Here is a 26,092-nt window from a genome sequence, read left to right as displayed (position 1 = left end):
TTCCGTAAAATCCCCCCAACCACGCTCAGAGACAGGGCCGTAACAGCGGTTCCGACGCGGCGTTGACGGCTGGAATCCCGCTCCGCAGGTTTCGATCATGTTTCGGCATGTTTCCAACATGTTAACTGCGATGGGAAAATACCCCTGCGAATTTCTCACGTAAATATCCATAAAAGGCTCGCCTCGATGAATTGCATAACGTAGCTTTTTCTACACAGACCGAATGCAAGTGATCAGCGTCATGTTCAGTAGGTTCGGAGCAGAGATCGGCTGGCACAGTAAAAACAGCGGATCGGTTTTGCAAGCGGTCCGTAGCAGATCAAGAAATTAGTAATCAGCTATGCCCAGGAAAACTTTCGGCATATTCCAGGCCCTGCGGGGCAATTCGCCTATCAGGCCTTAGGGATCTCATCCTCAACGAGAATCAAGGAGAAAAGTATGTCTATCGACATTGAAACCGAAACTGTTGTTGGGGTAACGCACCCTCTCGATCCGCTCTCCCGCGACGAGATTTCCCGGGCCGCGGCGATCCTGAAGGATGGCCAGGCCGCGGCCGAGTCGTTCCGCTTCATCAGTATTGAGCTGCGCGAACCGGATAAGGAACTGCTCCGCTCCGGCGCGGCAACGGTCCGCGAGGCCGACGCGGTCCTCGTCGACCGGGCCGAGGCACGGTCCTACGAAGCGATCGTGGACCTGGACTCGGGCATCGTTTCCAAATGGACGCAGCTCGCCGCGCACATCCACCCCCCGTTCATGCTCGACGAATTCGCCGAAGGTGAAGAGAGCTGCCGGAAGGACCCCGAGGTCCAGGCCGCCCTGGCCAAACGCGGCATCACCGACATGTCCCTGGTCTGCTTCGAACCCTGGTCCGTGGGCTACTTCGGCGAAGACGATCAGGGCCGGCGCCTGATGCGCGCCCTCGTCTTCGTCCGCGAAGAAGCAGACGACAGCCCCTACGCCCACCCGATCGAGAACTTCATCGTCATCGTGGACCTGAACACCGGCGAAATCGTCAAGGTCGAAGACGACCAGGCAATCCCGGTCCCGTCCGCGAGCGGCAACTACCTGCCCAAATACGTCGGCGAGGCCCGCACCGACCTCAAACCCATCTCCATCACCCAGCCCGAAGGCGCCTCCTTCACCGTCACCGGCAACCACGTCCAGTGGGCCGACTGGTCCTTCCGCGTCGGCTTCACCCCCCGCGAAGGCCTGGTCCTGCACCAGCTGAAATTCCGCAACAAAGGCGTCGAACGCCCCGTGATCAACCGGGCCTCACTCTCGGAAATGGTCGTCCCCTACGGCGACACCGCCCCCGTCCAAGCCAAAAAGAACGCCTTCGACTCAGGCGAATACAACATCGGGAACATGGCCAACTCCCTGACCCTGGGCTGCGACTGCCTGGGCGAGATCAAATACTTCGACGGCATCACCGCCGACAGCCACGGCAACCCCCTGACCATCGAGAACGCCATCTGCATGCACGAAGAAGACGACTCGATCCTCTGGAAGCACTTCGACTTCCGCGAAGGCACCACCGAAACCCGCCGCAGCCGCAAACTCGTCATCTCCTTCATCGCCACCGTCGCGAACTACGAGTACGCCTTCTACTGGCACCTCTTCCTCGACGGCAGCATCGAGTTCCTCGTCAAAGCCACCGGCATCCTCTCCACCGCCGGCCAGAAACCCGGCGAGAAAAGCCCCTACGGCCAGACCCTGAACAACGACGGACTCTACGCCCCGATCCACCAGCACATGTTCAACGTCCGCATGGACTTCGAAATCGACGGACCCACAAACGCCGTCTACGAAGTAGACATGGAAATCCCCGAACACAACCCCACCCACACCGCGTTCAAAGCAGTCGACCGGCTCCTCGAAACCGAACAGGCAGCCATCCGCAAAACCGACTCCTCCAAACACCGCTTCTGGAAGATCGCCAACCGCGACAGCCGCAACATCGTGGACGAACCCGTCGCCTACCGCCTCATCCCCACCGACGGCATCCAACTCGCCGCCGGCGACGAGTCCTACGTCAGCAAACGAGCCCAGTTCGCCCGGAACAACCTCTGGGTCACCGCCTACAACCGCACCGAACGCTTCGCCGCCGGCGAATTCCCCAACCAAGCCACCGGCGCCGACGACGGCCTGCACATCTGGACCCAAGCAGACCGGAACATCGTGGACCAGGACCTCGTGGTCTGGTACACCTTCGGCATGCACCACGTCGTCCGCCTCGAAGACTGGCCCATCATGCCCCGCCAAAACATCGGCTTCATGCTCGAACCCCACGGATTCTTCGACCAAAACCCCACCCTCAACCTCCCCACCAACGAAAACCGAACCCAAACAACCAACACCGAAACATGCTGCACCAAGGATTAGCAGTCCATACCTGAGGTTCCGGGAGCGCGCCTTGATTCGTCGGCGCCGCTCCCGGAACGTCACCGCTAGGCGCGTTCCTGTCCGCGGGATCATCCGGCCCAACGAGTGCCCGGATGGACCAGCACAGCGAAGGCCGGCCCAGGCCGGCCTTCGGCATCAATAAATCAAGAGACTCTATTGGCCCTCCCACGTGCTGGACGTTCGCGCTTCGGGGTTCCGTCTCTTATTGGCCGGTCACCACCGGCATCCATGCAGCAGAGATCGCACGACGTTCAGTCCATCAAGGGAGATGTTATGAGTGAAAATCGTTTGGACGAAGCCGATGACCTGAAAAGGTCGATCAACTGGAAGCAAGGTATGGCTATAGCACTGGGTGTTCCCATGCTGATTCTGCCCTCCCTGGGTTACCTTCCGATGTATGTATCAGCCGCGGCAATCCTCATCTGGGGAATATCAGTTCTGCAGGGTTTCATGCAGAACGCCGCGTATGCCGAAATGGCCACCACTTTTCCCAAGGCCTCCGGTCTGCCAGGTTTCGCCCAGCACGTATTTCGCACCGAAAACTACAAGGGCAAGTACGACAAGGGCAAGCTGATCGGCGGCTTCACCGCCTGGAGCTATTGGTTTGGCTGGAACCCAATCCTGGCGATCTTCGCCATCCTGGTGGGCGGATACCTGCACGGGCTCTTTCCGGCGCTGGGCGATATATTCACCGAATATCAGCTCGCACTAATCTCCGGTCTGGTAATTTTTGCCGGGTTGTTCGTGGTCAACTGGTTCGGCCTCAAGGATGGCGCCATCCTGGGTTACATCCTGGCGGCCGTATCCCTGATACCGCTGGTTATCCTGGCCGTGGCCCCTTTTGCTACCGGACACGTTGAGCTGACCAACATCACCGGTAGCTGGTGGCCGACTGACTGGGCCTGGGACATGCACCACATCCTGATTCTCTTTGGCATCTTTGGAATCGCACAATGGAGTGCCTGCGCCTGGGAAACAGCAGCCATCTACGGCCCCGAATACAAAAACCCGTCCAAGGATGTTCCCAAGGCGCTGCTTGCCTGCGGCATCATCTGCTTCCTCTTGTACGTACTGCTGCAAACTTCGGTGATCGGCGTGCTTGGGGTTGAAGGTGTACAGGCCGAGTCCGTATCACCCCTGATCCCGGTGGCCCAGGCCGTCTTCGGCCAAGCTGGCACAATAATCACCATCATCATGCTGATCGCCGCCATGATCCTGATCATCCAGACGGCCTACCTGGGCTCCTCCCGCGCCATGCACTCCATGTCGGTGGAAGGGAACCTTCCCAAGGTTTTCGGCAAAACCAACCGCCAAGGGACCCCGTTTGTTGCCATGCTGGTCATCGGAGCGTTCAACCTGGTACTGATCTCGATGGGAAACGCCGCAGCAATTCTTGCGGCCTCGGCCATTGGCTACACCTGCGCCAACGGCATCAGCCTGTTCGCTTACGTCCGAGCCAAGAAACACCCCGCCTTTGCCGGCCTGGAACGACCCTTCAAAGCACCGAAGGGCTGGAAACACGTCGCCATGATCTTTGGCCTGTTCAATGTGCCTCTATGCCTGATCGGCGTGGTCTACCTGAACAGCCTGGAAATCGGCTGGACCTCAACCTGGGTCGGGTTCCTCGTACTGGCGCTCTTCCTCCCCATCTGGCTGTATACACAACATGAATCACGACGTGCGAAAACCAAGGCAGCCGCTGCTCCCTCGTCAGACCACGAAGCCGCAGAACGGGAAAAGGTTTTGGATCTCAGGTAACGGAACTCGCACCTACGGCTTCACGTCAAACGGATCCTCATGGCAACAATCCGACGCTGCGCATTCTCCATCGCGTTTTGTTGGGCGGCCCCCGGTGCTGCAGCAGCGGCACCGGGGGCCGAACCTTGACTAACCCCAACCCAGTAGTGAGAGGTGATCCCATGTTCGATGTTCCGGCAGTTACCTCGACCCTCACGGCCGTTCTGCTGCTTAGCGGAAGCTATTACCTCCTGCAGGCCACGCGGTCCCACCATCTCACCGACCGGGTCAACAAAAGTCTCCATGCCCTAATGAACGTCCTGATGGCCGCCATGTTGTGGAACCTCGTGCCATCGACCACGCTGGCTCAGATAGCAATACTCACCGGCGCAGCGCTGTGGTTTGTCATCCAGTCGGTCGCTCGGCCGGAATCTAAATTGCTCTGCGGAGGTAGCCAGGGCCGGGTGCAGTGCCTGTACCACGGCTTGACCATGGCCGGCGCCGCGCTCATGGTTGCCATGATGGGTCACCCGACCGCCGGCGATAAAACCGTCCCGGCCGGCGCCCTGTCAACGCCGCACGCCCACCACACGGTGCCAGCCGCATCACAAAGCACGGCTGCAGCAACATTTGATCTCTCATCCGCCCTGGCGATCGTCCTGACGGTACTGTTCGGAGCTGCGGCGGTGACTTTCCTAATCCGCCTCCTATTAACAAAATCCGCGTTAACAAAATCCGTGCTCCCCCACGCAAGTGCTCCGAAGCCCGCTCTCCGCACCGGACACCTACTCGAAGCCCTCGGCGCTGCCGTCATGGCCCTGATGTTGACCACCATGGCATAGGACGTGCTCGCTGCGATCAATGGAAAAGAGATCCTTGCCTTGCGCGGATATATAAAAAACTACGTCAAGGAATTCGTAAATTACGAACTCTTTATGGCTATTGAATTGGGAAATTATCATTGCACTTAATGCGGCGGAAGCATTCGAAACTTCACAGACGTCCTCGGTGCCGGCTGGCAATGCTAATGTATTCCAGCACGGGCCGATGACTTGCGCTCCCCATAAGCAAGGCGGACCTGCCCTCGTAGGGAAAGTTGGTACGTAGTGTCTGCCCGCGGTGATCGCTTTATTTCTCCTCACTCTCCGGTGGAGGGCCTGAGGCGCCGGAAACTTTCCTTCTTGCCGGTCTTCGCGCAGTCAATAGCGAACATGGCACCCGCGGGCGCCATGTCCGTCATTCCGGCTCTCATCTTTCCTGGCCTCGTCGTTGGATCTGCTGGACCGAACCTTGTACTGACATTCAGCGCCGCCATGGCCATCATCGTCCTGGTTACCTTATGTCTGAGGCCGATGGCAAAGCGCATGGCAGCCGTCAGCGGGCTCTACAGTTACACTGCGAAAGGGCTCGGTCAACGGACGGCAATCACCGCCGGCTGGTCAGCCATATTCGGGTACGGACTCGTGGCCATGGCCAGTCTGCTGGCTGTTGGCACATATATCGTTGAGCTATTCGTCAATCTTGGCGTCCCCGTCGCAGATCCTAAGGTTTTCGCGGTGCTTGTCATTCTTGCCGCCGCAGGCGCCGCCTGTTTCCTTATGGTCAGGGGGATCCAGATATCCGCGTGGTCCACGCTGTTAATGGAAGCCATTTCAATTGGAATACTCACCGTTCTCATGGTCGTTTACTTCGCCTTCAACGCGCCGCAGGTCAATCTCGGGAGTGTGTTCGCCTGGAACGGACATTTTGATTCGTTATCGATCGGAATCGTGGTGGCCGTAAGTGCCTTTGTCGGCTTCGAAAGCCCGACCACACTCGGAGGGGAAGCGCAGAGACCCTTCGTCAGCGTGCCACGGGCCATCACATGGACCCCCATCTTGGCGGGCGTGCTCTATCTCCTCGCCGTAACCGCCCAGGACGTAGCCCTCAAAGAAGCACCGTCGGACATAACAGGCAGCTCCACTCCGTTGTCTGACCTGTTCTCCCAGTCTTCCCCCTTGTTCGCCGCAGTCCTTGACCTGGGAATCGCCGCGTCCTGGTTTGCCTGCGCCATCGCATCTGTGAACGCCCTTGCCAGGATATTTTTCTGTATGGGCCGGGAAGGCGTTGCCCCACGGGTAGTCGGCCGGACACATGCCGCCTTTCGGACGCCCTCGATGGCGATCCTGGTTGTGATGCCGGTTGTTGCCATCGTTCCCGTCGCGGTCATCATCTCCGGAGCCAGCCCCGAGCAGGGCCTCGCGAACCTCTTCACCCTTGGCGCCTATGGATACCTGGGGTCATATATCCTTGCCAGCGCGTCCTTGCCCTTCTTCCTACGCCGGATCGGGGAGAACACCTTGGCCAGCTGGATACTCGGAGCAGTAACCTCCGTAATCCTCGGTGCGGTTCTCTGGACGGCTGCGATGACATCGATTGGAACAGGTAACCCGCAGACCCTCATCTACGGCGGAGTCCTCCTCCTCAGCGTCATATACGCCGCGTTCCTTCACCGCCGGTTACCCGCGCGCCTGGCGTCAGTGGGCATCTACGACGAGACCCGGGAATCAGACCTGTTTCATAGTGGACCGCTGCCATGAGCTACAGGCCCACACACTCGGGTACCGGCTCAGCGTCAAGCTCGCTCAGGATCCTGGAGATCGTGGCACGGTTCGGCACCGGCACCACGGCGAAAGAGATCACCGACGCCCTGCGAATGCCTCCGGCGACCGCCTACCGGATACTGAATGCGCTCGTCGGCGCCGAATATCTGGTCCGCACATCTGATCTGCGCGGATTTGCACTCGGACACGCAATCTCAGGCTTGGTTACGGCCGCGACCCCGCCAACCGTTCCTACCGCCGCCCGCACCGCAATGGAAGAGTTCCGGCGGGGAAACCGTTTCGCAGTGCACCTCATCATGTTCAGGAACGCTTCGGTAAGAATCGCCGACGAAGATCCTGATTATCCGCTCCACTCAGTATTCGAACTGCTCCGGTATCCACACGCCTCCGCCGCAGGGAAGCTGATGCTCGCTGAACTCGGCGGTTCGGCCTCCCCGCTGCCGGGAGGACAGTTAGTGAAGCTGACCGAGAACACCATCACAGACAGTGACCGGCTGGAAGAACAACTCGCGGAAATAAGGCTCAAAGACCAGGCCTCGGAAATCAACGAATTCGAATTAGGATCCGCCAGCCTGGCACTTCCAGTACGAATGCCCAATGGGTCGTTGGGCGCGGCGCTCTGCCTCACCGGCCCCGCAGAACGGTTCACCACAATCTACGCACATGCGGAGGCGGCCCGCGAACTGACACTGCGGCTGGCACCGCTTCTGTTCTGATTTGAACTCTCGGAAGCAGCAGAACGGCCCGCCCCCTAGAATCCAAGCTTTTGGAGACGGGGCCGTTCTGTCGGGTCAGCCGGCAGTGGCCGCCGTAAACGAAGCGGACTCTTCGCCTGCTTCCGGCTTCGCCGCGTGCGGCACAAACCGGACGAACATTGCCTTGAAGCCGGGGGTGTTGGATTCCCTGGCGACATTTTCCTTGTGGACCAAGGCGTTGGCTTCGGGGAAGTACGCCGCGGCGCAGCCCTTCGCCGTCGGGTAGGCCACCAGGCGGAACTTGTCCGCCTGCCGGTCGTGGCCGCGGAAGGTGCTCACCACGTCGACCAAGTCCCGGTCCTTGAAACCGAGCTCGGCCAGGTCCTCAGGGTGCACCAGGATCACGCGCCGGCCGCCCGAAATGCCGCGGTACCGGTCATCCAGGCCATAGAACGTGGTGTTGTACTGGTCATGGCTGCGGATGGTCTGCAGTACCAGGTGGCCCTCCGGCGGGGTCAGGTATTCCAGCGGGCTGACCGTGAAGCGGCCGCGCCCGATGTCCGTCTTGAACGAGCGGGTGTCCCGCGGCGGGTTAGGCAGCACAAAGCCGTTTTTAGTCCGGACCCTGGCATTGAAGTCTTCGAAGCCGGGCAGGACGCGGGAGATATGGTCACGGACCACGTCATAGTCCTCGGCCATCGCCTTCCAGGCCACATGGTGGTCCGGCCCGAAGGTGGCCTCTGCCATCCTCGCCACGATGACCGGTTCGGCGAGCAGGTGATCGGAGACCGGCACCAGCCTGCCCTGGGTGGAGTGGACCACGGACATGGAGTCCTCCACGGACAGGAACTGCGCGCCCTTGGGGTGCTTGTCATCCTTGTCGGTCCGGCCCAGCGTAGGCAGGATCAGGGACGTACGGCCGTGCACCACGTGGGAGCGGTTCGGCTTGGTGGAGATGTGCACCGTCAGGCCGATCCGCTGCATACCCGCTTCCAGGGTTTCGGTGTCCGAGCAGGCGAGCGAGAAATTGCCGCCCATGGAGACAAAAACGTCCACCTCGTCACGCTCGAACGCCTCCATGGCTTCCACCGCATCGTGTCCGTGGTGCCGCGGAGACAGGATCCCGAACTCGGTGTCCAGTGCCTCGAGCAGCCATTCCTTCGGTTTCTCCCAGATGCCCATGGTCCGGTCGCCCTGGACGTTGGAGTGGCCGCGGACGGGGCAGGCGCCGGCGCCTGGCTTGCCGAAGTTGCCCTGCAGGAGCAGGACGTTGACCATTTCCTTGATGGTGTCAACCGAGTGCGGCTGCTGCGTGACACCGAGGGCCCAGCAGAAGATGGTGGCCTTGGACCGGACCAGCATCCCGGCCACGGTTTCGATCTGTTCCCGGGACAGGCCCGTCGCCTTCTCAGTTTCCGCCCAGTCCAGCTCGCCGCGGGCGTCGCGGTAGGCATCGAACCCGTCGGTCTGCGCGTCAATAAAGGAACGGTCGACGACGGTGCCCGGGTTCCGTTCCTCCTCCGCCAGGAGCAGGTGGCCCAGTGCCTGGAACAGTGCCAGGTCACCGCCCACCTTGATCTGAAGATACTCATCGGCCAGCGGCGTGCCGCCGCCCACCACACCCGAGACGGTCTGCGGATCCTTGAAGTTGAACAGCCCGGCCTCCGGCAGCGGGTTGACCGCCACCACCTTGCCGCCCTTGTCCTTACACTCCTTCAGCGCCGAGAGCATGCGGGGGTGGTTGGTGCCGGGGTTCTGCCCCACGACGAAGATCAGTTCGGAGTCGTGGATGTCCTCCAGGGACACGGTCCCCTTGCCGATGCCGATGGTCGGGTTCAGCGCCGAGCCCGAGGACTCGTGGCACATGTTGGAACAGTCCGGCAGGTTGTTCGTGCCGAGGGCCCGCGCGAACAACTGATACATAAACGCCGTCTCGTTCGCCGTGCGGCCGGACGTGTAGAAGACGCACCGGTCCGGCGTGGAGGCCCGGATGTGCTCGCCAATCAGGTCGAACGCTTCGGCCCAGGAGATCGGCGAATAGTGGGTCTCCCCTTCCCGGATCACCACCGGCTCGCTCAGCCGGCCCTGGTTACCGAGCCAGTACTCCGTTTTCCCGGACAGTTCGGCGATGGAATGCTTGGCCCAGAACTCCGCCCCAACCGTCCGAAGGGTGTTCTCCTCGGCCACGGCCTTGGCACCGTTCTCGCAGAACTCGGCCGCCTTGCGCTTCGTGGCAGATTCCGGCCACGCGCAGCCCGGGCAGTCAAACCCGCCCTGCTGATTCAGCCGCAGCAGGGACTGCGCCGTCCGGGTCACGCCAGCCTGGGCCACGGCCCGCTCCAGTGCCACCATCACGGCTTTGACTCCGGCCGCTTCCGTTTTGGGTTTGTGGACTGCGAGGTTGTCCTCGTTGATGTCTGCGACGGGGGCTGGCTGCTTACCGAACTTCATTGTTCCAACTTCCTTTGCGGCTCACGCCATTCATGTCCAAAACGCCCGTTGAGGCGCGCCAGCTGTCCTGGCGCGCCTCAACGGGATTCTGCTGTTCAAGACCCTGCTTACTGGGAAACCTTAGCCAGCGTTTCCCGTTCAGCTCCGATCGTAGTGTTGTCGCCGTGGCCTGTGCGAACCAACGTCTCGGTCGGCAGCGTCAAAAGACGTTCCCTGATGGACGTCAGGATCGTGGGGTAGTCGCTGTAGGAGCGTCCCGTCGCTCCCGGTCCACCGTTAAAGAGGGTGTCGCCGGTGAAGACGGTTCCCTCGCTTTCGAGGTAAAAGCAGGTGGAGCCCGGGGAATGGCCCGGGGTGTGGATGGCCAACAGCGCGGTGCCGCCCACCTCGAACACGTCACCGTCCCCGTGGTACCGGTCCGGTTCAGAATCAGGGTAGACCTGCTTCCAGAGGACCAGGTCGTCCGGGTTCAGGACGATCGGGGCGCCGACAGCGTCCGCGACCTGCCGCGCGGCGCCAATGTGGTCATTGTGCGCGTGGGTCAGCAGGATGGCCAGGACTTTCCGGCCGCGGACCTGGTTAATGATCGCCTCGGCGTCATGCGGGCAGTCGATGATCACGCACTCATCCTTGTTGCCCACGATCCAGACGTTGTTGTCCACGTCCCAGGTGCCGCCGTCGAGCGTAAAAGTGCCCGAGGTGACCAGGTTTTCGATGGTGACTGTCATGAGAGCTCCTTCAGAGTCTGTACTTCAACAACCGAGCGCAGAATCTTGCCCTCGTGCATCCTGGCAAAGGCATCCTCCACCTGATCGATGGTGATCCGCTCGGTGACGAAGGCATCCAGGTCAAGGTTGCCCTGCTTGTAGTGCGCCACGAGCATCGGGAAATCGCGGGAAGGCAGGCAGTCCCCGTACCAGGAGGACTTCAGCGACCCACCCCGCCCAAAGACGTCCAGCAGTGGCAGTTCAAGCAACATGCCCGGCGTCGGGACACCCACCAACACCACGCGGCCGGCGAGATCGCGGGCGTAAAACGCCTGCTTGTACGTTTCAGGACGGCCGACGGCGTCAATCACCACGTCCGCTCCGTTGCCTCCTGTGAGGAACCGGATGGCCTCGATGGGGTCTTCCTCGCCGGAATTCACCCCGTGGGTGGCTCCAAGGGACTTAGCCATTTCCACCTTGTTGGCGTCGATGTCCACCGCAATGATCGTGGTGGCACCTGCGAGCCTTGCGCCGGCGATCGCGGCGATGCCCACGCCGCCGCAGCCGATCACGGCCACGGATTCGCCGCGCTTGACCTCGCCCGTGTTAATGGCGGCACCGATGCCGGCCATCACACCGCAGCCGAGCAGCCCGACGGCGGCAGGATCGACGTCGTCGTCAATCTTTGTGCACTGCCCGGCAGCAACCAGCGTCTTTTCCGCGAAGGCGCCAATGCCCAGCGCGGGAGAGAGTTCCGTACCGTCCTCGAGCGTCATTTTCTGCGTGGCATTGTGCGTGTTGAAGCAGTACTGCGGCTGGCCCTTGGCACAAGCCCTGCACTCACCGCAGACAGCACGCCAGTTCAGGATCACCCGGTCACCCGGCGCCACCTCGGTGACGCCGGGACCGACGGCGCTGACCACACCGGTGGCCTCGTGGCCCAACAGGTAGGGGAACTCATCGCCGATGCCGCCTTGCTTGTAATGCAGGTCGGTGTGGCAGACCCCGCAGGTGAGAATGTCCACCAGGGCCTCCCCCGGCCCCGGATCCGGGACCAGGATAGTCTCCACCGAAACCGGGGAATTCTTCTCCCGGACGATGACCGCTTTGACTTTGTGAACCATTACTTTGTGTTCCTTTTCTGGATCCGGGTGGATCCGGTGAGTCGGGGTCCCTTTATACGGCGATCAGTGACACGCGGTCCCGGTTACGTTCTGGCTCCCCGCTGCAGGTGAATGTCACGCTGCTGGCTTGATGCACTTTGGAACTACCAAGACTGCGAACCGTTTCGCCGAATACTTCGTCGGGGTCGAGGCGGCGGAGTTCTTCGGCGAGGCAGTCTTTGAGGCTGCGGCGTGGCAGGGAGATGCGTTGCGCGGGCTGGCCGGGCTGGGTGAGTTCCGCGACGGAGAGTCCGGGGCGGAAGAGCTGCACGTCGCCGGTGGGGCGGGTGAGGCGGACGCGGCGGATGCCGGTCCCGGCGGGGTCCGCCACGATCGTCACGGGCGCGTCCAGGGCCAGGGTGAGCCAGGCCGCGAGCAGGATCGTGGACGGGGAGTCGGAAGCGCCTTCGACGGCGACGGCGGTGACGGGTGAGGAGTCCACCTGGTCCAGGACCGCCGCGAGCTGGATCCGCCAGTTCGTCAGCCGGGTCCAGGCGAGATCGGTGTCCCCGGCCTTATAGGTGGCCCGGATGTTTTCCAGCGCCAGTTGAGGGTCTGTTTCGTTCGCGGAGTCCGTGATCCGGCGGTGCGCGATCCGGCCCACGGAGGTTTCGCAGGCGTTCGCCGGTGCCCCGTGCGGCCACCAGGCCACGATCGGGGCGTCCGGCAGCAGCAGGGCCGCGACGAGGGATTCACTTTCATGCGCGAGTTCGCCGTAGCCGCGGAGCACGATAACCTCCGAGGCGCCGGCGTCACCACCGACCCGGATCTGCGCGTCGAGCCGGTTGGGAGCCTCAGAGCCGGCGTCAGCGAGGACGATGATCCGGCAGGGGTGTTCACGGCTGGCCTCGTTCGCGGCCTCGATCGCTTCTTCCTCGAGCCCGGACCGGGTCACGACCACCAGGGTCAGGACCCGGCCCAGGGCGATCACACCGCCCTGCTCGCGCAGGGAGGTGATCTTCTTGGAAATCTTCGAGGTGGTGGTGTCCGGCAAATCTACAATCATGGCCTTCTCCAGGTTCGTCCGTCGCGGGCAAGGAGCTCGTCCGCCGAGGCAGGGCCCCAGGACCCCGGGGCGTAGGGTTCGGGCTGTTCAGTGAGCCCGGCCCAGTAATCTTCAAAAGGATCCAGGATCTTCCAGGACAGCTCCACCTCCGCGTGCCGCGGGAACAACGGCGGCTCGCCCAGGAGCACATCGAGGATCAGCCGTTCGTAGGCTTCGGGGCTGGACTCGGTAAAGGAATGCCCGTAGCCGAAGTCCATGGTCACGTCCCGGACTTCCATCTGCGTGCCCGGGACCTTGGACCCGAACCGGATCGTCGCACCCTCATCGGGCTGGACCCGGATCACCACGGCGTTCTGGCCGAAGTCATCCTCACCATGGTCACGGAAGAGCAGGTTCGGGGCGCGTTTGAACACCACCGCGATCTCGGTCACCCGCCTCCCCAAACGCTTACCAGCACGCAAATAGAACGGCACACCGGCCCAGCGGCGGGTATGGATATCCACCCGGATCGCCGCGAACGTCTCCGTCTTCGAATCCGCCGGGATACCCTCCTCCTCCAGATAACCCTGGACCTGTTCCCCGCCCTGCCAGCCGCCGGCGAACTGCCCGCGCGCCGAATGCGTCGACAAATCCTCCGGGAGTTTCACCGCGGCAAGGACCTTTTCCTTCTCCGCCCGCAAATCATCGGCGTTAAAGGAAATCGGCTCCTCCATCGCCGTCAACGCCAACAACTGCAGCAGATGGTTCTGAATCACGTCCCGGGCCGCACCCACACCGTCGTAATACCCGGCCCGGCCGCCCGTGCCGATATCCTCAGCCATCGTGATCTGGACATGGTCCACATAATTCGCGTTCCACAACGGCTCAAACAACTGGTTCGCGAACCGCAACGCCAGAATATTCTGAACCGTTTCCTTACCCAGGTAATGATCGATCCGGAACACCGCATCCGGCGGGAACACCGACTCCACAATCTCATTGAGCGCCCGGGCCGAGTCCAGATCATGCCCGAACGGCTTCTCGATCACCACCCGCCGCCACTTATCCCCCTCAGCCTGCGCGAGCCCATGCTTGGAAAGCTGCCGGCAGACCTGCTCAAACGCCTTCGGCGGAATCGAAAGGTAAAACGCGTGATTACCCCGCGTCCCGCGGACCTCATCAAGGGCCGCGACAGTCTCCCCCAACCGCTCAAACGAATCATCGTCGTCGAACTCACCCCGGACAAAACGGATACCCTCAGCAAGCTGGTTCCACACCGCCTCATCAAAAGGCGTCCGCGAATACGCCTGCACCGACGCCTTCACCTCCGCAGCGAACTCCGCATCCGACCACGGACGCCGGCCGAACCCCACCAACGCGAAACTCGGCGGCAACAACCCCCGGTTCGCCAGGTCATACACAGCCGGCATGAGCTTCTTACGCGCAAGATCACCCGTCACCCCGAAGAGCACCAACGAGGACGGACCGGCAATCCGATTCAGGCGACGATCACGCGGATCCCGCAACGGGTTACGGCCAGACCTAAGTCCAGACCTCACACTTGAATCAACGTAAGTAACTGACATGGTTGCTTCTAACTTTCGGCAAGACAGTGCGGCAGCCGACCGACGCTCACGAGAGTATCTGCTCGCGGGTCTCCCCATAGGGAACGGTGTCGCTGAGTGCGAGGGTGTAGCGGCTGGGATCATGGCGGGTGACCAGAATGCCGGCATAGCAATGAGGCGTCGCTACCTGGCGGAGCGCGGCCTCTGCATGGTCGAGCAACTCGTAAAGCCGACCAGGCTCGGTAACGATGACTTCCAAATTGTGTGTGGCCTGACTACGCATGATGAACAGCTTCCTTTCCAGGGATCCGGTCCCCCAATGTGCCAAACCCCTCATCCTTGGGGTGTGTTGTGTTCTTGGTTCTTACACCGAACGTGTACTGCCCGCGGTGACGTATCTCCGCGGGCAGTACGGGCAAGACATTCCGGCTGGTTAGTTGATGGCGGCGCGGAGCTGCTTGGCTGCCAGTGCCGGGTCTGCCGCGCTGTAGATGCCGCCTCCGACGACGGCTACGTCGGCGCCGGCCTTCTGAACTGCTTCGATGGTGGCGAGCTTCACGCCGCCTGCGACGGAGAACGGAACGCGCGCTTCTGCTCCGGCGCGGAGCAGCCCGGTCAGGTCGAAGCCCGGCAAGGCCTGCTCGTCGAGACCGGCGTGCATCTCTACGAACTTGGCACCCAGGGCGCGGGCTTCCTTAGCGCGGGTGACTTTGTCTGCCACGCCGATGAGGTCAACGACGATGCCCTTGTTGTGGGCTTTGGCTGCCTTGACGGCGCCGGCGATGGTGGAGTCATCGGCAGAGCCGAGCACGGTGACCAGGTCGGCGCCGGCTTTGAAAGCGATGTCGGCTTCAAGTTCTCCGGCGTCCATGGTCTTCATGTCAGCGAAGACGATCTTGTCCGGGTGGGCGTTCTTGACGGCGGTGACGGCAGAGAGGCCGGCAGCCTTGATCAAGGGGGTGCCGAGTTCGATGATGTCGACGTACTCGGCGACCTGACCGGCCAGTTCGAGGGCGGCTTCGGTGGTCAGGACGTCCATAGCAACTTGGAGTTTCATGGTGTTGTTTTCCTTCTGTTGGGAACTGCGGTGGGTGTGAAAAATTGTGGTTCGGTTATTCGAGGTTGGCGTGGCGGAGCCAGAGCTCTTCGGCCGGTACGTCGGTGTTGTCCCACAGGGACTGGAACAGGGTTTCAGTGGCGAGGAACAGTACCTGCTCGAAGAGCGACCCGGAGTACTGGCGCGAAACGCTGGAGCCGTGGTCGGTCTTCTGCGCGGCGGGAATGATCACCACAGCGTCAGCAAGCCCGGCGAGAGGTGAACTCGGGCTGGTGGTGAACGCCGCAATCCGCGCTCCGGCCTTCGCCGCTGTTTCTGCTGACTTGACCACTCCCGAGGTCGTTCCCGATCCCGAGGCCACGAGGAGCAGGTCACCGGAGGCGATTGCAGGCGTGGTGGTGTCACCGGCAATGTGGACGTTCAGGCCAAGGTGCATCAGCCTCATGGCGGCCATCCGCAGCACCAGGCCGCTTCGGCCGGCTCCGGCGACGAACACCCGGCCAGGATGGCTAAGGTGGCGGGCCACGTCGGCGATCTGCTGCTCGTCGATCTTGGCCGCTGTGTCCGCGATCTCGTCCTGTACAAGAGCGAGATTCCGGACAATGTCACCGGTGGTGCTGTATCCGGTGAGCGTTGTATTTACTGTCGGAGTCACGTTTTGTCCCTTCCATTCGGTCGTCGGCCGGGATCCGGTCGAACGATGCTTTGTGGTTGATATCCATACTCCCGAAGCGAAAGGGCGGGGGTAACACTGTTTTCTGACGGTTCTGACTACACTTTAGGATTGGTGGTGCCGAGCCGAAGGCTAGGGAGTGCCGAAAAGCCGCAGGTTTGAAGGATTCATTGCATAGACTCTGGAGAACGAGTTAAGTCCACTCACGTACCATCCGGGCTGCTTGTCATTGATCGACCCGTACCCATTTTCCGGAGCGCAGACTTTTGGCCTCGCCGTCATCAATCCAGTCCCAGATTTATCGGTCCCTGCCCGAAATCGAGAGGGCCGATGCGATTGTGGACAGAATTACCAAGGCCATCGGCCTTGGGCTGCTTAAAGTGGGCGAACGCTTGCCACCCGAAGCGGCCCTCTCGGAAATGTTTGGGGTTGGCGGCGCCACTCTTCGCGAAGCTTTGGGGGAACTGCGCGAGCGGGGGATCGTCGAGACCCGCAGGGGCCGAAGCGGGGGAACCTTCGTGGTCAACCAGCCTCGTACGCAGAAGGACGTCATTCGGGATTGGTTCCTCTCGACGTCAATTTCGGAAATACGTGACATCGGTGACGAACATTCCGCTATAGCAGCCACCACCGTCCGTCTGGCCTGTGAGCGCGCAGAAGCACACGACTTCGAGCGCCTTCAGGAACTTGCGAGGGCATTAATTCTGGCCGACACCCCCGAAGTGCGTGCACCTGCTGACAGCCGCTTCCACATCGAGCTGGCAATAGCCGCGCAATCGCCAAGGCTCGCCAACGCGGAAATACGGCTTCAGGAAGAAACAGTCCAGCAGCTTTGGACTCCCCTCACGGTGGCATTTGACCCCGAGCAGGCAACCGCAGAACACTTGGAATTGGTCCGGGCAGTAGCCCAAGACCAGCCGGAGAAGGCCCAAAACCTTGTCCTTGAGCACATCAGGCGGAACATTTTCCACCTGATCGACCAGAAACTGACCCTCGGCTACGCCCAATCAAACCAGGATGGTCAATGAAGCCCACCGTTGAAGTCGTACATGCTGCATCCGACCTTTCTTCCTGGATGAGCGGCGTCTGCACGGAGGTCACGAAGCTCTCCAGCGACGTTTCTTCCCTCCTTGAACGAAATCTCGCCGACAAGTCCAAAGCAGGTAAGGCGGTCCTCAAGGGATTGGATGAATATCCCCGGGATTTCCTGACGAAGAACAGTTACGCAGCAGGGGCCGGGACTTTCTTCGCCGTGGAAACCATCGAGGAGGGGGTACCGGCTTTGGACTGGTGGGCCCGCAAGGAACACGGCACCATCGGCAGGCTCGACCTCGACATGACTCCAGGCAGCAGCCGTTATTACGACTATGAGAAGCTGCCGTTCTTCTCCACCGCCGCTTCCACAGGTGAGCAGAGCGTATGGGGGCCATATGTGGACTTCCTCGGCTTCGAGGAATACATCCTGACATTTGCGGCCCCGCTTTCTGTCCACGGGCGTTTCACGGGCGTGGCTGCATGCGACATCCGGATCAGGGACCTGGAACCCCTCATCATGCCCACTCTGCGCGCCATTCCCGGAGATGCGGCCCTCGTCAATGCCAGCAATCGCGTCATTCTCGGCAACTCCGGTTTATACCTCGTTGGTGAGCGGATTAAATCCGGTTTGCCCGGCCAGCATCGGATGGCCCTGGACGTCCCACACCTTGGGCTTTCCCTGATTTTCGCTGTCTAGGTGCGAACTTTCCCAGGCACGGGTCAACGTTGGTTGCACCGAAGCTGGAAAAGTTCGGCAAATAAAAGCTATCGCAATAGAGCTTTTAAGCTGTAACCTCTGGGGGTGATCTGTTTCACATGCCATACCTCGGAGCAGTCACGAGTCTTTCGGCACCAGAGGAAGAATTTCCCGGGCTCGGACAACACCCTTGTCCACGTCACGAGAGCTCAACCCTGAAGGTGTTTTTGCGAGCGACCCCCCTGCCGCACCTGTCGGCCTAGCACGTTGGCGCTACCACTGCGCGCACCGGAGCCTGCCTCGTTTTACTTGCCAGTCCGCCGTCCGGACCTTCACGCAGTTGCAAGATCGTGCTGCCGGATGGCGCCGTGATACCACATGCCGGGCTGGACAGATGTGTTCTTGCACCGCCACTGGAAGATTCAAGAAAAAGAGTTCCATGACGAAGAAGTCAGAGACGACTAGAGTAGTTTTAGGGAGATTTTATGAGTGAAAATCGTTCAGACGGCACCGATCACCTGGAACGGTCGATCGACTGGAAGCAGGGTTTGGCCATTGCGCTGGGTGTGCCCTTGCTGATTCTGCCCTCATTGGGCTATCTGCCGATGTATGTGTCCGCCGCAGCAATTCTCATCTGGGGATTGTCGGTCCTTCAGGGTTTTATGCAGAGCACCGCGTATGCCGAGATGGCCACCACGTTCCCCAAGGCTTCCGGCCTGCCGGGGTTCGCCCAGCATGTATTCCGGACGGAGAACTACAAGGGCAAGTACGACAAAGGCAAGCTGATCGGTGGCTTCAGCGCGTGGAGCTACTGGTTCGCCTGGAATCCTGTACTGGCAATTTTTTCCATCCTGGTGGGCGGTTACCTGCATGGGCTGTTTCCGGTTCTGGCCGAGACATTCACCGAGTACCAGCTCGCACTGATCTCAGGCCTGGTGATTTTCACCGGGTTGTTCATCGTCAACTGGTTCGGTCTCAAGGACGGCGCCAAACTGGGGTACATCCTGGCTGCGTTCTCTCTTATACCCCTGGTTGTCCTCACCGTGGCGCCTTTCGCGACCGGGAAAGTCGACATGTCAAACATCACCGGCAGCTGGATGCCGGCGGACTGGGCCTGGGACATGCACCACATCCTGATTCTCTTTGGCATCTTTGCGATCGCTCAGTGGAGTGCCTGCGCCTGGGAAACGGCAGCCATTTACGGCCCCGAATACAAGAACCCGTCCAGGGATGTTCCCAAAGCGCTTTATGCGTGCGGCATCATCTGCTTCTTCTCATTTGTCTTAGTGCAATCTGCGGTGATCGGCGTGCTTGGTGTTGAGGGTGTACTGGCCGAGCCCCTGTCGCCCCTGATTCCAGTGGCCCAGGCAGTCTTTGGCCAGGCAGGCACCATGGTCACCATCATCATGCTGATCGCCGCCATGATCCTCATCATCCAGACGGCCTATCTGGGCTCTTCCCGCGCCATGCACTCCATGTCGAGCGAAGGCAACCTCCCCAGGGTCTTCGGCAAGACGAACCGCCAGGGCACTCCGTTTGTCGCGATGCTGGTCATCGGGGCCTTCAACCTGGTACTGATTTCGATGGGAACGCCGGCGGCAATACTTGCGGCGTCCGCAATTGGTTACACCTGCGCCAACGGCATCAGCCTGTTCGCATATGTCAGGGCTAAGAATCACCCGTCCTTCGCCAACCTCGAACGGCCCTTCAAAGCACCCAAGGGCTGGAAACACGTCGCCATGATCTTTGGCCTGTTCAATCTACCCCTATGCCTGGTGGGCGTGGTGTACCTGAACAGCCTGGAGGTCGGTTGGACCTCAACCTGGGTGGGTTTCCTCGTACTATCGCTCTATTTGCCCATCTGGTTGTATACCCAGCGTGAATCCCGTCGGCTGAATGACAAAGCAGCCACAGCACCGTCTTCAGACCACGACGCCGGGGATCTTCGACCGGTTCCAAATCCCAGGTGACGTAACCGGCCGGGGATTCCGCCGAAAGAGTCCTGCACACGTGTCCCGATCATGTCCACCGGGGTTGACGCATGACGGGGTAGTACAGGCGTTGTCCTAGCCCGGCGCACCAGGACGGACGGTGGTAGACGCATGTTTCACGGTGGATGCCGGGCCCTTACGGGGGGCCGGCATCCACCGTTGCGCTTTTCCGGCGGTTCCCTACCTGTCAATAGTTCCCACGAAAAATAAACACTAAATCCCAAGGCGTAATTTTCTAAAAAAGACTGGACTAGATGAATTAAGTACCGTAGCTTTGCAGATGGGACGAGGAGCGTGACTCGCATCACACCAGCAAGGGCTCGGATTAGAGCTCAGTTGGTTATCCCTGAGGACGGCCCCTCCCGAAACCCCATTTTTTACACACCACTAGTCAAAGGAGACACCATGGAAACCACCCTCGTAGGAACACTGACCAAGGCCGGATCGATCCACAAGGTAGAGAACGGCTTCATCGGTCTCCCGTCCATGGATGAGCCGGGGACGGTCGCCGCGATCGGCGATTCCCTCCATAACCCGGAGGGGTCGGTCATGTGCGCCGGATTCTTCGAACTGAAGGCCTCGGAGCCCTTGGTGTACACCTACACCTACGACGAAATGAAGGTCGTCATCAAGGGGGAATTCATCCTCACGGACCAGACCACGGGCGAAGTGACGCACGCGAAGGAGCGCGACGTGCTGTTCTTCCCCAAGGGCACAACCGTCAAGTTTGAAACCCCTGAGTATGGCCTGGGGTTCTTCGCCGGCGACCGCACCTTCGCACCGTAAGACCGACCATGCGTTCCGCGTCCATGCCGCCAGCAGCCGGCAACGGCCTGGAACCTGGTTTCCGCGGTGTCATCTGTGTATCTTTCGGATCCTCAGATGACACCGCACTTCCAGACACCAATGGCCAGCCCCGGTACGATCTCCATTTCGAATCGGCAACCGCCGAGAGCCTCTCGGAACTCAAGTCTGTGTTCAGCGGTTCCCGTGTAGGCGTCCGTCTGATACTCGCAGGCCCTCCGACGGATATCCGTGCAGCCGCAGCAGCCGCCGCAGACTGCGGACTTCTGGGCGATGAGGTAACGCTCCTTCCCCAGGAAACCGGACCCCGGTTTGTTTATTGCCCGCATTGCCTTACCACCACCGTTGATGAAGCAGCCGGCACCGAGGTGAAGTGTCAAGGATGCGCCACCACCTTGACCATCGCTGATCACTTTTCCCGACGAAGAGGCGCATACCTGGGCTACTCAGCCCACGCCGAGGAGGCAGCATGACCGCCATAGCGCTCCAGCCCCGCGTCCACCCGGCGGTGGAAGGAGGCCTCCAGCTGGAGGTGACAAACGTCAGCCGCCAGACGGAATCGATTGTCAGCATCACGATGGCGGCCCCGGAAGGTGGAAGGTTGCCCTCCTATGTCCCGGGGAGCCACCTGGTGGTCCAATGGGGAAACGGCGTCAATGCATACTCACTGACAGGCTCAGGCAACGCACCGTCCGAATACAGCATCTCTGTCCTGAGGGTCGGCGAAGGAGCCGGCGGCTCCCTAGCCATGCACCGGCTTTGCGTCGGTGATCGTGTTAATGTTGCGCGCCCCCGGAGTGCTTTTGCTCCCGCATCAACAGCGACGCATCATCTGCTTGTTGCTGCAGGAATCGGGATCACGCCGATTCTTTCACATGCCAGGGCCGCGGTGGAACGGGGCTCCACGGCAACGATGATCTACGTGCACCGGCCAGACGCCGGCGCCCACGTTACGGAAGCGCGGGAACTGCTCGGGCCCGGGTTGACCGCTTTGGTCGAGTGCACTGACCGGGGCAGTTTCCAAAACGTTCTGGCGGAAGCGCTCATAACGCAGCCCGTCGGAACCCACCTCTACGTGTGCGGTCCGGTTGTCTTCATGGATGCGGTCCTGGAAGAGGCCCGAGGCCATGGCTGGTCATCCGCCCGGCTCCATTCAGAAGCCTTTGGCGCAGCTGAACTGGACGCGGGCGAACCCTTTACGGTGCATCTGGCACGCAGCGGCGTTCGTTTGGAAGTTCCAGCCGGCGTTTCGCTGCTGGAGACCCTTGAAACAGCAGGGCAAAGCATCCCCAATATGTGCCGAAAAGGCATCTGCGGCGAATGCGTCCTGCCGGTGCTTCGCGGCGCACCCCAGCACCGGGATCTTTACCTATCCGAGCAAGAAAAGGCTGCGAACACCACAATGATGTGCTGCGTTTCGCGTAGCAACGACCCAGAATTGGAGTTGGACCTTTGAGTAGCACGATCATCGAAACCGATCCTGACGCCGCCCTCCTCCCGGAACGGATCAGGCGCTTTCCCTTTCCTTTTGCCTCTGACACCTACCGGTACAGCGCAAACGTCGAACCAGCCACCAAGACAGCGCCGACAGAGGCGGGCGCCTGGGGCGCCCATCTCGTGGACATCGACGAACACTATCTGGATGAACTGGCCGAGCGCGCCAAGGTGCTGACCCGCGACCCTTCCCGCGTGAATGTCCTCCCCCACATGCGAACGGCGGTGTGGGACGCCCTCACCACCCTGCTGTCCTCCATGGCCGAAGACTACCCGGATACGATGTCTTTCCATCGGGAAGGGAACATCTGCCGTTGGCGTAACGGTCTGCAGAACCTCGAGGTGGAATTCACCGTCGGAGACGACAGCTCGCTGCCGGAGGGGCCACTGCGGTTCCTCGGCACCCAGATCCAGGACGACATCATTCTTCTTGATATCCGCGAAGACACGTTGTGGCTTGATGCCGGCCTGGTCACGTTCGCCGCCGACTGGTCATTCGGTTTCGACGTCGGCATGAACTTCCTTGAAATCCACCATCCCGTCCCGCGGGTGAAGGAAGAACGCATCACCAGCCGGGCCGAGCAGTTCCTGTTGCGCCTGCAGCCCGGGGAACAATTTCGGCGGACCAACTGGACGATGACCATAGGCCGGCGTATGGATACCTCCACGGAAACCTACCCTGAATGGGGCCCCGACCGCAGCACCATAGCCGACGATCCCGCCATGCCGGAGAAGCTACACCTGCGGGTGGAAGTGCAGCATTTGATCCGTCTCCCGCACTCCGGTGCCCTGCTGTTCCTGGTCCGGACCCATCTCCTGCCGCTCACCGACATTGCCAGGGTACCTGCGTGGCGGGAAAAGATGGGCCATGTGCTGGCCGAACTACCGGACGACATGGCCGAATACAAAGGCATCATCCGCTACCGCAAAGCTGCATCTGACTGGCTGCTCGCCCGCTAAACCCCGGCATCGCGCCATAAAGAGGCAATAAAAGAATATGCATAAAAAAAGCTAGACTAAATGATTTATTTCACGTAGCTTGGCTGCAAGAGGAACACGTGACCGGCATCACGTCCGTGGAGTTCAGAGTTGAGCTCCGCCGGCAAGGCCCGGCATCCTCCAGGCGGCTTTCAAGCATATGAGTGGACTGCCAAGTATTTGCAAAACGCCACCCATGTCACGGGGCAACTCGCCTATCAGTCCTTAGGGATCTCATCCTCAAGAAAGAACCAAGGAGAAAACCATGACTCTCACCACTGAAATCCACACCGAGGTTGGGGTAGCACACCCTCTCGATCCGCTCTCCCGCGACGAGATTTCCCGGGCCGCGGCGATCCTGAAGGATGGCCAGGCCGCGGCCGAGTCGTTCCGCTTCATCAGTATTGAGCTGCGCGAACCGGATAAGGAACTGCTCCGCTCCGGCGCGGCAACGGTCCGCGAGGCCGACGCGGTCCTCGTCGACCGGGCCGAGGCACGGTCCTACGAAGCGATCGTGGACCTGGACTCGGGCATCGTTTCCAAATGGACGCAGCTCGCCGCGCACATCCACCCCCCGTTCATGCTCGACGAATTCGCCGAAGGTGAAGAGAGCTGCCGGAAGGACCCCGAGGTCCAGGCCGCCCTGGCCAAACGCGGCATCACCGACATGTCCCTGGTCTGCTTCGAACCCTGGTCCGTGGGCTACTTCGGCGAAGACGATCAGGGCCGGCGCCTGATGCGCGCCCTCGTCTTCGTCCGCGAAGAAGCAGACGACAGCCCCTACGCCCACCCGATCGAGAACTTCATCGTCATCGTGGACCTGAACACCGGCGAAATCGTCAAGGTCGAAGACGACCAGGCAATCCCGGTCCCGTCCGCGAGCGGCAACTACCTGCCCAAATACGTCGGCGAGGCCCGCACCGACCTCAAACCCATCTCCATCACCCAGCCCGAAGGCGCCTCCTTCACCGTCACCGGCAACCACGTCCAGTGGGCCGACTGGTCCTTCCGCGTCGGCTTCACCCCCCGCGAAGGCCTGGTCCTGCACCAGCTGAAATTCCGCAACAAAGGCGTCGAACGCCCCGTGATCAACCGGGCCTCACTCTCGGAAATGGTCGTCCCCTACGGCGACACCGCCCCCGTCCAAGCCAAAAAGAACGCCTTCGACTCAGGCGAATACAACATCGGGAACATGGCCAACTCCCTGACCCTGGGCTGCGACTGCCTGGGCGAGATCAAATACTTCGACGGCATCACCGCCGACAGCCACGGCAACCCCCTGACCATCGAGAACGCCATCTGCATGCACGAAGAAGACGACTCGATCCTCTGGAAGCACTTCGACTTCCGCGAAGGCACCACCGAAACCCGCCGCAGCCGCAAACTCGTCATCTCCTTCATCGCCACCGTCGCGAACTACGAGTACGCCTTCTACTGGCACCTCTTCCTCGACGGCAGCATCGAGTTCCTCGTCAAAGCCACCGGCATCCTCTCCACCGCCGGCCAGAAACCCGGCGAGAAAAGCCCCTACGGCCAGACCCTGAACAACGACGGACTCTACGCCCCGATCCACCAGCACATGTTCAACGTCCGCATGGACTTCGAAATCGACGGACCCACAAACGCCGTCTACGAAGTAGACATGGAAATCCCCGAACACAACCCCACCCACACCGCATTCAAAGCAGTCGACCGGCTCCTCGAAACCGAACAGGCAGCCATCCGCAAAACCGACTCCTCCAAACACCGCTTCTGGAAGATCGCCAACCGCGACAGCCGCAACATCGTGGACGAACCCGTCGCCTACCGCCTCATCCCCACCGACGGCATCCAACTCGCCGCCGGCGACGAGTCCTACGTCAGCAAACGAGCCCAGTTCGCCCGGAACAACCTCTGGGTCACCGCCTACAACCGCACCGAACGCTTCGCCGCCGGCGAATTCCCCAACCAAGCCACCGGCGCCGACGACGGCCTGCACATCTGGACCCAAGCAGACCGGAACATCGTGGACCAGGACCTCGTGGTCTGGTACACCTTCGGCATGCACCACGTCGTCCGCCTCGAAGACTGGCCCATCATGCCCCGCCAAAACATCGGATTCATGCTCGAACCCCACGGATTCTTCGACCAAAACCCCACCCTCAACCTCCCCACCAACGAAAACCGAACCCAAACAACCAACACCGAAACATGCTGCACCACCGACAAATAAGCCCGGCCCAGCTTCAGGGAAGCAAAGAACCAGGCATCTGAGCTAAAGCTGGAAAACGAACAACCCTCAAACAGGCGGTCCCCGGTGCTGTAACCAAAGCACCGGGGACCGCCTGCACCTAACCCAAACCCTGTAGCGAGAGTGTGATCCGCGTGTTCAATATCCCCGCAATTACCTGGACCCTCACAGCCGTCCTGCTGCTCAGCGGAAGCTACCACCTCCTGCAGGCCACCAAACCCGACCAACTCATCGAACGGGTCAACAACAGCCTCCACGCCCTCATGAACCTCCTAATGGCCGCCATGCTCTGGAACCTCGCACCCTCCACCGTGCTGGCCCAGATCGCCGTCCTCACCGGCGCAGCGCTCTGGTTCATTATCCAGGCCGTCGCCCGGCCCGAATTCAAAATACTCTGCACAGGCAGCCTGAGCCGCCTGAAATGCGTTTACCACAGCGTCAGCATGGCCGGCGCCGCACTCATGATCACCATGATGACGAGCCACATCACCCCCGGCGCCGCAGAAACCATGCCACTGCCCAACGCCCACCACGCAATGCCCCTGCTACCCCGCGCCACTGCCACCGCAACCCTCGATCATCTACCCAGCCTCGCCACCCCGCTGACAATCATCTTCGCAACCGCGGCGCTGATCTTCATCGCCCTTCTTCTGCGCACCCGGAAACCGGCAACCACGGAGCCCAAAAAGACCGCCCACTCCCCCCGGGAAAAACACAGCCTCGAAGCCCTCGGCGCCGCCATCATGGCCCTCATGTTCGCCACCATGGCTTAGGTGTTGATCCCCAGTGAACACTGCGGGAGGCCCCGGCACCAACCCACGGGG

The 26,092-nt window shown here is 61.0% G+C and carries 22 protein-coding genes; 14 read left to right on the top strand and 8 right to left on the bottom strand.

Annotated features, from left to right (window positions below; all coding sequences use genetic code 11):
- Positions 1-438 precede the first annotated feature (438 nt).
- The 5 genes from FYJ92_RS00645 (at position 439) to FYJ92_RS00625 (ending at position 7,459) form a co-directional block, all read left to right on the top strand.
- On the top strand, positions 439-2,382 hold the full coding sequence (locus tag FYJ92_RS00645) for a primary-amine oxidase (RefSeq protein WP_185262148.1): 1,944 nt from the start codon (positions 439-441) through the stop codon (positions 2,380-2,382).
- A 294-nt stretch (positions 2,383-2,676) separates the two neighbouring features.
- The gene (locus FYJ92_RS00640; RefSeq protein ID WP_185262147.1) at positions 2,677-4,161 is read left to right on the top strand and encodes an APC family permease; all 1,485 of its coding nucleotides are present in this window, start codon (positions 2,677-2,679) and stop codon (positions 4,159-4,161) included.
- A 161-nt stretch (positions 4,162-4,322) separates the two neighbouring features.
- Positions 4,323-4,982 carry a DUF5134 domain-containing protein gene (locus tag FYJ92_RS00635; protein ID WP_185262146.1) on the top strand — a complete coding sequence of 220 codons (660 nt, stop codon included), beginning with the start codon at positions 4,323-4,325 and terminating at the stop codon, positions 4,980-4,982.
- A 387-nt stretch (positions 4,983-5,369) separates the two neighbouring features.
- A complete protein-coding gene (locus FYJ92_RS00630; RefSeq protein ID WP_255482234.1) occupies positions 5,370-6,719 on the top strand; it encodes an APC family permease in 1,350 nt (449 codons plus the stop codon).
- Positions 6,716-7,459 (top strand): IclR family transcriptional regulator, encoded by a 744-nt coding sequence (locus tag FYJ92_RS00625; RefSeq protein WP_185262145.1) that lies wholly within the window; start codon positions 6,716-6,718, stop codon positions 7,457-7,459. The genes FYJ92_RS00630 and FYJ92_RS00625 overlap by 4 nt, the downstream gene beginning before the upstream one ends.
- A gap of 75 nt (positions 7,460-7,534) precedes the next feature.
- On the opposite strand, the gene FYJ92_RS00620 is transcribed toward FYJ92_RS00625, so the two are convergent.
- The 8 genes from FYJ92_RS00620 to hxlB all read right to left on the bottom strand — a co-directional run bounded on the left by FYJ92_RS00620 (position 7,535) and on the right by hxlB (position 16,021).
- A complete protein-coding gene (locus FYJ92_RS00620; RefSeq protein WP_185262144.1) occupies positions 7,535-9,889 on the bottom strand; it encodes an FdhF/YdeP family oxidoreductase in 2,355 nt (784 codons plus the stop codon).
- Positions 9,890-9,996: 107 nt separating this feature from the next.
- Positions 9,997-10,617, bottom strand: a complete 621-nt coding sequence (locus FYJ92_RS00615) for an MBL fold metallo-hydrolase (protein WP_185262143.1) — start codon at positions 10,615-10,617, stop codon at positions 9,997-9,999.
- Complete coding sequence (locus tag FYJ92_RS00610; protein WP_185262142.1) at positions 10,614-11,720, bottom strand: S-(hydroxymethyl)mycothiol dehydrogenase; 1,107 nt, start codon at positions 11,718-11,720, stop codon at positions 10,614-10,616. Before FYJ92_RS00610 ends, FYJ92_RS00615 begins: the two co-directional genes overlap by 4 nt.
- Positions 11,721-11,772: 52 nt before the next feature.
- Positions 11,773-12,765, bottom strand: a complete 993-nt coding sequence (locus tag FYJ92_RS00605; protein WP_255482233.1) for a glucose-6-phosphate dehydrogenase assembly protein OpcA — start codon at positions 12,763-12,765, stop codon at positions 11,773-11,775.
- A complete protein-coding gene (gene zwf / locus FYJ92_RS00600) occupies positions 12,762-14,330 on the bottom strand; it encodes a glucose-6-phosphate dehydrogenase (RefSeq protein ID WP_185262141.1) in 1,569 nt (522 codons plus the stop codon). The genes FYJ92_RS00605 and zwf overlap by 4 nt, the downstream gene beginning before the upstream one ends.
- 46 nt (positions 14,331-14,376) lie before the next feature.
- Positions 14,377-14,592, bottom strand: a complete 216-nt coding sequence (locus FYJ92_RS00595) for a hypothetical protein (protein ID WP_185263885.1) — start codon at positions 14,590-14,592, stop codon at positions 14,377-14,379.
- Positions 14,593-14,742: 150 nt separating this feature from the next.
- Positions 14,743-15,366: a 3-hexulose-6-phosphate synthase gene (gene hxlA, locus FYJ92_RS00590; RefSeq protein ID WP_185262140.1), complete on the bottom strand. Its 624-nt coding sequence runs from the start codon at positions 15,364-15,366 to the stop codon at positions 14,743-14,745.
- 55 nt (positions 15,367-15,421) lie between these two features.
- Positions 15,422-16,021, bottom strand: coding sequence for a 6-phospho-3-hexuloisomerase (hxlB, locus tag FYJ92_RS00585; RefSeq protein WP_185262139.1), 600 nt, complete (start codon positions 16,019-16,021; stop codon positions 15,422-15,424).
- A 284-nt stretch (positions 16,022-16,305) separates the two neighbouring features.
- Between hxlB and FYJ92_RS00580 the strand changes: the two genes are divergently transcribed.
- From FYJ92_RS00580 to FYJ92_RS00545, 9 genes are all read left to right on the top strand, one after another.
- Positions 16,306-17,067, top strand: a complete 762-nt coding sequence (locus tag FYJ92_RS00580; RefSeq protein WP_185262138.1) for a FadR/GntR family transcriptional regulator — start codon at positions 16,306-16,308, stop codon at positions 17,065-17,067.
- Positions 17,064-17,771 carry a cache domain-containing protein gene (locus FYJ92_RS00575; RefSeq protein WP_185262137.1) on the top strand — a complete coding sequence of 236 codons (708 nt, stop codon included), beginning with the start codon at positions 17,064-17,066 and terminating at the stop codon, positions 17,769-17,771. Before FYJ92_RS00580 ends, FYJ92_RS00575 begins: the two co-directional genes overlap by 4 nt.
- A gap of 485 nt (positions 17,772-18,256) precedes the next feature.
- Positions 18,257-19,741 carry an APC family permease gene (locus FYJ92_RS00570; RefSeq protein WP_185262136.1) on the top strand — a complete coding sequence of 495 codons (1,485 nt, stop codon included), beginning with the start codon at positions 18,257-18,259 and terminating at the stop codon, positions 19,739-19,741.
- Between the two features lie 426 nt (positions 19,742-20,167).
- A complete protein-coding gene (locus tag FYJ92_RS00565; RefSeq protein ID WP_185262135.1) occupies positions 20,168-20,548 on the top strand; it encodes a cupin domain-containing protein in 381 nt (126 codons plus the stop codon).
- Between the two features lie 8 nt (positions 20,549-20,556).
- Positions 20,557-21,039 carry a dimethylamine monooxygenase subunit DmmA family protein gene (locus tag FYJ92_RS19240; RefSeq protein WP_370526077.1) on the top strand — a complete coding sequence of 161 codons (483 nt, stop codon included), beginning with the start codon at positions 20,557-20,559 and terminating at the stop codon, positions 21,037-21,039.
- 158 nt (positions 21,040-21,197) lie between these two features.
- Entirely contained in the window at positions 21,198-22,022 is an 825-nt protein-coding gene (locus FYJ92_RS00560) for a PDR/VanB family oxidoreductase (protein WP_255482232.1), read from the top strand.
- On the top strand, positions 22,019-23,020 hold the full coding sequence (locus FYJ92_RS00555) for a DUF3445 domain-containing protein (protein ID WP_255482231.1): 1,002 nt from the start codon (positions 22,019-22,021) through the stop codon (positions 23,018-23,020). The genes FYJ92_RS00560 and FYJ92_RS00555 overlap by 4 nt, the downstream gene beginning before the upstream one ends.
- 283 nt (positions 23,021-23,303) lie before the next feature.
- Positions 23,304-25,250, top strand: coding sequence for a primary-amine oxidase (locus FYJ92_RS00550; RefSeq protein ID WP_185262133.1), 1,947 nt, complete (start codon positions 23,304-23,306; stop codon positions 25,248-25,250).
- 152 nt (positions 25,251-25,402) lie between these two features.
- On the top strand, positions 25,403-26,041 hold the full coding sequence (locus FYJ92_RS00545) for a DUF5134 domain-containing protein (protein WP_185262132.1): 639 nt from the start codon (positions 25,403-25,405) through the stop codon (positions 26,039-26,041).
- The last annotated feature ends 51 nt before the right edge of the window (positions 26,042-26,092 follow it).

It is taken from the genome of Pseudarthrobacter sp. NBSH8 (genome assembly GCF_014217545.1).
In the GTDB taxonomy this organism is placed as follows: Bacteria; Actinomycetota; Actinomycetes; order Actinomycetales; family Micrococcaceae; genus Arthrobacter.
Note: the sequence above shows the minus strand (reverse complement) of the source record. Positions and strands in the feature narration are given on the sequence as shown.

Excerpts from the sequence above, each read along its gene's own strand:
- FYJ92_RS00630 (WP_255482234.1), top strand. The coding sequence starts at position 5,370 with ATGTCCGTCATTCCGGCTCTCATCTTTCCTGGCCTCGTCGTTGGATCT.
- FYJ92_RS00550 (WP_185262133.1), top strand. The coding sequence starts at position 23,304 with ATGACTCTCACCACTGAAATCCACACCGAGGTTGGGGTAGCACACCCT.
- FYJ92_RS00605 (WP_255482233.1), bottom strand. The coding sequence starts at position 12,765 with ATGATTGTAGATTTGCCGGACACCACCACCTCGAAGATTTCCAAGAAG.
- FYJ92_RS00565 (WP_185262135.1), top strand. The coding sequence starts at position 20,168 with ATGGAAACCACCCTCGTAGGAACACTGACCAAGGCCGGATCGATCCAC.
- FYJ92_RS00620 (WP_185262144.1), bottom strand. The coding sequence starts at position 9,889 with ATGAAGTTCGGTAAGCAGCCAGCCCCCGTCGCAGACATCAACGAGGAC.
- FYJ92_RS00635 (WP_185262146.1), top strand. The coding sequence starts at position 4,323 with ATGTTCGATGTTCCGGCAGTTACCTCGACCCTCACGGCCGTTCTGCTG.
- FYJ92_RS00595 (WP_185263885.1), bottom strand. The coding sequence starts at position 14,592 with ATGCGTAGTCAGGCCACACACAATTTGGAAGTCATCGTTACCGAGCCT.
- FYJ92_RS00625 (WP_185262145.1), top strand. The coding sequence starts at position 6,716 with ATGAGCTACAGGCCCACACACTCGGGTACCGGCTCAGCGTCAAGCTCG.
- FYJ92_RS00640 (WP_185262147.1), top strand. The coding sequence starts at position 2,677 with ATGAGTGAAAATCGTTTGGACGAAGCCGATGACCTGAAAAGGTCGATC.
- FYJ92_RS00610 (WP_185262142.1), bottom strand. The coding sequence starts at position 11,720 with ATGGTTCACAAAGTCAAAGCGGTCATCGTCCGGGAGAAGAATTCCCCG.
- FYJ92_RS00615 (WP_185262143.1), bottom strand. The coding sequence starts at position 10,617 with ATGACAGTCACCATCGAAAACCTGGTCACCTCGGGCACTTTTACGCTC.
- FYJ92_RS00570 (WP_185262136.1), top strand. The coding sequence starts at position 18,257 with ATGAGTGAAAATCGTTCAGACGGCACCGATCACCTGGAACGGTCGATC.
- hxlA (WP_185262140.1), bottom strand. The coding sequence starts at position 15,366 with ATGAAACTCCAAGTTGCTATGGACGTCCTGACCACCGAAGCCGCCCTC.
- FYJ92_RS00645 (WP_185262148.1), top strand. The coding sequence starts at position 439 with ATGTCTATCGACATTGAAACCGAAACTGTTGTTGGGGTAACGCACCCT.
- FYJ92_RS00575 (WP_185262137.1), top strand. The coding sequence starts at position 17,064 with ATGAAGCCCACCGTTGAAGTCGTACATGCTGCATCCGACCTTTCTTCC.
- FYJ92_RS19240 (WP_370526077.1), top strand. The coding sequence starts at position 20,557 with ATGCGTTCCGCGTCCATGCCGCCAGCAGCCGGCAACGGCCTGGAACCT.
- zwf (WP_185262141.1), bottom strand. The coding sequence starts at position 14,330 with ATGTCAGTTACTTACGTTGATTCAAGTGTGAGGTCTGGACTTAGGTCT.